The 5,283-nt window shown below is 65.4% G+C and carries 5 protein-coding genes; 3 read left to right on the top strand and 2 right to left on the bottom strand.

The window, feature by feature from the left end:
- Window positions 1-16: 16 nt before the first annotated feature.
- On the bottom strand, window positions 17-340 hold the full coding sequence (locus ACFU95_RS49155) for a recombinase family protein (protein ID WP_383843843.1): 324 nt from the start codon (window positions 338-340) through the stop codon (window positions 17-19).
- Between the two features lie 1,301 nt (window positions 341-1,641).
- Between ACFU95_RS49155 and ACFU95_RS49150 the strand changes: the two genes are divergently transcribed.
- Together ACFU95_RS49150 and ACFU95_RS49145 are read left to right on the top strand one after the other, a co-directional pair.
- Window positions 1,642-2,478, top strand: a complete 837-nt coding sequence (locus ACFU95_RS49150) for a Scr1 family TA system antitoxin-like transcriptional regulator (RefSeq protein ID WP_383843841.1) — start codon at window positions 1,642-1,644, stop codon at window positions 2,476-2,478.
- A complete protein-coding gene (locus ACFU95_RS49145; protein WP_383843838.1) occupies window positions 2,475-2,684 on the top strand; it encodes a DUF397 domain-containing protein in 210 nt (69 codons plus the stop codon). The genes ACFU95_RS49150 and ACFU95_RS49145 overlap by 4 nt, the downstream gene beginning before the upstream one ends.
- Before the next feature lie 382 nt (window positions 2,685-3,066).
- Here the strand turns inward: ACFU95_RS49145 and ACFU95_RS49140 are convergent, their stop codons facing one another.
- Window positions 3,067-3,534, bottom strand: a complete 468-nt coding sequence (locus ACFU95_RS49140) for an RDD family protein (protein ID WP_383843835.1) — start codon at window positions 3,532-3,534, stop codon at window positions 3,067-3,069.
- A gap of 197 nt (window positions 3,535-3,731) precedes the next feature.
- On the opposite strand from ACFU95_RS49140, the gene glnA reads away from it, so the two are divergent.
- Window positions 3,732-5,141: a type I glutamate--ammonia ligase gene (gene glnA, locus ACFU95_RS49135; protein WP_383843832.1), complete on the top strand. Its 1,410-nt coding sequence runs from the start codon at window positions 3,732-3,734 to the stop codon at window positions 5,139-5,141.
- The last annotated feature ends 142 nt before the right edge of the window (window positions 5,142-5,283 follow it).

Below are 5,283 nucleotides of genomic sequence, written 5' to 3'. Positions count from 1 at the left end.
GCCGGTGGCCGTTCAACTATGCGGGCACCATCCCGATGCCGGAGCAAACCCCCGGATCAGGTCGAACCCGTACACCACTTCTCTGGACGCAACCGATCTTGGTTGCGCCCTCGCGCTGCTCCCACGGAAGGGTGCCCGACTCGCCTTCGTCTTTGAAGGTGCCGACGTGGTCCCACTGCTTACGAGTGATATGGGCAGCAGTTCGCTTGCCCGTGTAGGCAATGCCGTAGCCCTTTGTCTGGTCTTCGGTTGATACGCGCAGATAGTCAACCGCGCGGAGACACTTGCCTGCGATGGCCCGAGCCGCAATGTCGATTGCAGACATGACAGACTTACCCATGTCAGTCCTCCCGTGACTGGCAGGACCCCCCAGGAGCGTTTCTCAGGCCCTCCCGGGGGGTCCACTCATGTGGATCGCCTGATCATACGTCAGCTCTCCAGCCAGGGGGAGAACAAGAGTTCGAGCATGCGGCGGTGGGCCTCCAAGGACCCAGCACCTTCGACCGCAACCCACGTGACCGAGCTGCCGCCCGAGTCGACTTCGGAGATCGAGGGCGAGACAGAAGCCTGATCCTCAAGGTCGCTCACGGTTCCACCCCCCGTTCAGCAACTTCGCTCCACCGCCGGTTCGCGTTCGCCGCGCAACCAGGAACCCGACCCGCTTCAGCCCCATCAACAACACTTCGCCTCCCAATCCCCGGAAACTCATCCGGATAAGCGATTGGGTCAGCATCGCTCGCGACCGGGGCACAGGTCAACCACTTATCCGCATGAGTGGTTGACCTGGCACCGCCACATAGAGCGCCGTCGCCGAACCGCGCCGCAAGCCCCCTGCTGATCACCTACCGCAGGACCGCCGACGTCGACCATGGCCACCCGCAGCCATGGGAGGAGCCGAAGGCCCCTGCCGCCACATGCCAGCTCACCCATCCCGTGACTCCGACAGAGGCAGCCGCCCAGCGCACCATCCGGCGCCGATCCCAATCGGAGTAACTTCTCTTTACTTGCTTCAAGGGCGCGCGCTTCGCGCGCGCCGGGCAGCTCTGGCCGCCTCGGCCGGGCGTGCGGCCTTCGGCCGGTCCCGTCCGGACGGCCAGCCGCCCGGCACACCCGACCCGCACCCGACCAAGCACAGAAGCCCTCCGCCGAATCGTCGCGCGAGAGCTTCTGTCGTCCGCTCTGCCATTCACCGGGAAGGTAAGCCGCACGACCGACGAGGCCCACACTCCTCCGGCACGAGTGCCCATTCCACTCGCCCATGCGGATCGTTCACGCAGGAAGGCAACGCCGCCCCCGAGGCTTACAGCACCGTGACGACCCCATTTAGGCCGGTGGTACCAGGGACGCTATAGCGCGCCCCTGGACCCCGCCCAGGCGTGGCAACCTCACGCGCGAATGCGGGTCTCGTCGTGGCCCATGTCCGTGCGCGCGTGAGGTCACCACGCACGCGAGCAGCGCCTTTCCCTCGTCGAGGGGTACCGATCTGGACCCCAGCAAAGCGCCGGCGAACGCTCACCCAGGGCATTGGCCGGACACGGTCACGCCTGTCCGTAGTGCCACCACTACCAAGCGGGTTCAGCGCACCCCCGCCGGGGAACCAATCAACCTACTGGAAGCACACGGAAGGTTCATGAACAGGCCTTGAATCGCAACGAGTTGAACCCGGACGCCTCGCCCCAGGCAGCTTACGGAGCGCGTTTGCGGGCCCTGCGAGAAGCACGCGGCTGGAGGCAGGAAGACCTTGCTGGACACACGGATTACTCCAGCGTGCATGTCTCAGCCGTCGAGAACGGTCGGAAATCTCCAACCCTCCGTTTCTCGCGTAGCGCAGACCGCGCCTTCGGCATCGAGGGCACAGCAGACTCATTTGAGCGGGAATACCGCGAGATCAAACACGGCAGCCTGTTGGAAGGCTTCCCGGAGTACGTCGGGTACGAGGGCCGGGCAGTGGAGATCCGGCTGTTTCAGATCGGGCTGGTCCCTGGTCTGTTGCAGACACCGGAGTACGCACGGACGGTGGCGGATGGTGACGTGCAACGTGGGGCCATCACTCCCGAACAAGCTGAGGAGCGCGTCTCCTTTCTTGCAGAGAGGCAAGCCGCACTGGTGCGGCCCCGGCCGCCCATGGTGCTTGTAGTGATGGATGAGAGCTGTCTCCGTCATGGAGTCGGTAGTGCCGAGGTCAGGGAAGGCCAGCTTCGGCGCCTGGTCGAAGTTGCTTCCCTCCCTAACTGGGTGCTGCAAGTGGCACCCTTTGACATAGGAGCAAGGCGACCGTTCAACCTGCCGGTGAACCTCCTTACTCTGGCCGACCGATCCGTTGTGGCGTATGCCGAGTCACAGGCACGGGGGCACCTGGAACGCGAAGGCACCGCCGTGTTCCCCATGATGACGGCATACCATCAGTTGCAGGCCGAAGCGTTGTCGCAGGCGACGTCTGTGGCCATGATTGAGAAGTTGCGAAAGGGCATCCCGTGACGACCGAGTCCCCCCGCTGGTTCAAGTCCTCGTACAGCAGCAACGGCGGCGATTGCGTCGAAGTCGCCGCCAACTTCGCCGCCTCGCGCGGCCTGGTCCCCGTGCGTGACTCCAAGAACCCGAACGGCCCGGTTCTGAGCCTCCCTGCCGATGCGTTCTCGTCCTTCGTAGCGAGCGTCAAGGCCCGAGAACTTGGTGCCATCTGACCGCCATCCGCAGCGTGTACCGATGCAGAGTGCCCCATCGTGTAGATCACGATGGGGCATCTCACTGCCCGAACAGGCTCCCCAGACTCCGGAGAGTAGCCAGTCAGAACCTACATCCGAGGGGCACCAACGGTGCACAACAGCAAGGCCCTGACCAGGTTGTTTACCCAGGTCAGGGCCACGTTGCTGCTTCTTTGCAGGTCAGACGGTTACAGACAGAGTGAACGGATAAGCAACACGGGAGAACTGGACCGAAGGGCCCGATGCCCAAGGGCATGAAGCTGCCGAAGGGCGGGCCGAAGGCCCGTTGATCTCCTCCCTACAAGAAGGGGGCGCCCGGAGTGATCCGGGCGCCCCCTTCGTCGTATGCGAAGAGCCGCTGTCAGATCCGGACCTCGACCGTGCGGGCCAGCCGGTCGTGCAGGCCCCGGCCGTCGCGGTCCCAGATCAGGGCCGGGACGGCGACGCACAGCAGGGCCGAGCGCAGCAGGGCGCGCAGCGGGTTGACCGTGCCGGTCTCCAGGGTGACCACGCGGAGACCGAAGAGGCGCTTACCCGGAGTGAAGCCGACGGTGCCGACGGTCAGGGCGCTCATCAGGAAGAACAGGAGCAGGGCCCAGTTGCCGGTCGCCTGGCCGTAGCCGTCGGTGATGAGACCGTATGCGATCAAGAGGCAGATACCCCAGTCGACCGCCAGTGCTCCGAGCCGTCGTCCCGGGCGGGCGATGGAGCCCGGTCCGTCCTCCGGAAGGCCGAGTTGCCGACCCCGGTATCCGAAGTCGACACCCGCGTCCTCGGCGGCCGCGCGGGGGCCCGAGAGCCAGGATCCGATTGCTTGCCTCTTGTCCACCGGACCACCGTACTGCGCCCGTTTTGCGATGTGGACAGGTGGGGTGAGGTACGGGATGTCCGGTTAACGTGTGCGAAACAAATGGGTCACGCCCGAGAAATCACCCGTCCCTAGGGTCGAAGACAGCGTGTGCCACCGCACTGGCCGCACGAACGAACTACCACCCCGGTCGGACGGTCGGGAGTAGGAGGAGCTGGATGTTCCAGAACGCCGACGAGGCCAAGAAGTTCATCGCGGACGAGGACGTCAAGTTCATCGACGTCCGGTTCTGCGATCTGCCGGGCGTCATGCAGCACTTCACGCTGCCGGCGGAGGCCTTCGACCCGGACGAGGAACTGGCCTTCGACGGCTCCTCCATCCGCGGCTTCCAGGCCATCCACGAGTCCGACATGGCGCTGCGTGCCGACCTGTCGACCGCGCGTGTGGACCCGTTCCGCCGCGACAAGACGGTCAACATCAACTTCTTCATCCACGACCCGATCACGGGTGAGCAGTACTCCCGTGACCCGCGCAACGTGGCGAAGAAGGCGGAGGCCTACCTCGCGTCGACCGGTATCGCGGACACCGCGTACTTCGGTCCCGAGGCCGAGTTCTACGTCTTCGACTCCGTGCGCTTCGCGACCGGCGCGAACGAGTCCTTCTACCACATCGACTCCGAGGCCGGCGCCTGGAACACCGGCGCGGTGGAGAACAACCGCGGCTACAAGGTCCGTTACAAGGGCGGCTACTTCCCGACCCCGCCGGTCGACCACTTCGCCGACCTGCGTGCCGAGATCTCCCTGGAGCTGGCCAACTCCGGCCTCCAGGTCGAGCGCCAGCACCACGAGGTGGGCACCGCCGGCCAGGCCGAGATCAACTACAAGTTCAACACGCTGCTCGCCGCCGCCGACGACCTTCAGCTCTTCAAGTACATCGTGAAGAACGTCGCCTGGCGCAACGGCAAGACCGCGACCTTCATGCCGAAGCCGATCTTCGGTGACAACGGCTCGGGCATGCACGTCCACCAGTCCCTGTGGTCCGGCGGCTCCCCGCTCTTCTACGACGAGGCCGGCTACGCGGGCCTGTCGGACACCGCCCGCTACTACATCGGCGGCATCCTCAAGCACGCCCCGTCGCTGCTGGCCTTCACCAACCCGACGGTGAACTCCTACCACCGTCTGGTCCCGGGCTTCGAGGCCCCGATCAACCTGGTGTACTCGCAGCGCAACCGCTCCGCCGCGATGCGTATCCCGATCACGGGCTCCAACCCGAAGGCCAAGCGCGTCGAGTTCCGCGCGCCCGACTCCTCCGGCAACCCGTACCTGGCCTTCTCGGCCCTGCTGCTCGCGGGCCTCGACGGCATCAAGAACAAGATCGAGCCGGCCGAGCCGATCGACAAGGACCTCTACGAGCTGGCTCCCGAGGAGCACGCCAACGTGGCCCAGGTCCCGACCTCGCTCCCGGCCGTCCTCGACTCGCTCGAGGCCGACCACGAGTTCCTCCTCCAGGGCGACGTCTTCACGCCGGACCTGATCGAGACGTGGATCGACTTCAAGCGGACGAACGAGATCGCGCCGCTCCAGCTGCGTCCGCACCCGCACGAGTTCGAGCTCTACTTCGACGTGTGATATCGCCCCAGGTCAGAGCGGGTTTCCGCTCCCCTGGGCCGTCTGTGGGCCGTTGGGGGGGGGGTTTCCTTTTTTGGGGGAAAAAAACAAAAACCCGTTCTTTTTCCCTCCCCCCCCCCACCCCCCCCCCCCCCCCCACCCC

It is taken from the genome of Streptomyces sp. NPDC057623, from assembly GCF_042800355.1.
Taxonomy (GTDB): domain Bacteria; phylum Actinomycetota; class Actinomycetes; order Streptomycetales; family Streptomycetaceae; genus Streptomyces.
The sequence above is the reverse complement of the archived record's forward strand: the minus strand, read 5'-3'. Positions and strand labels throughout refer to the sequence as shown.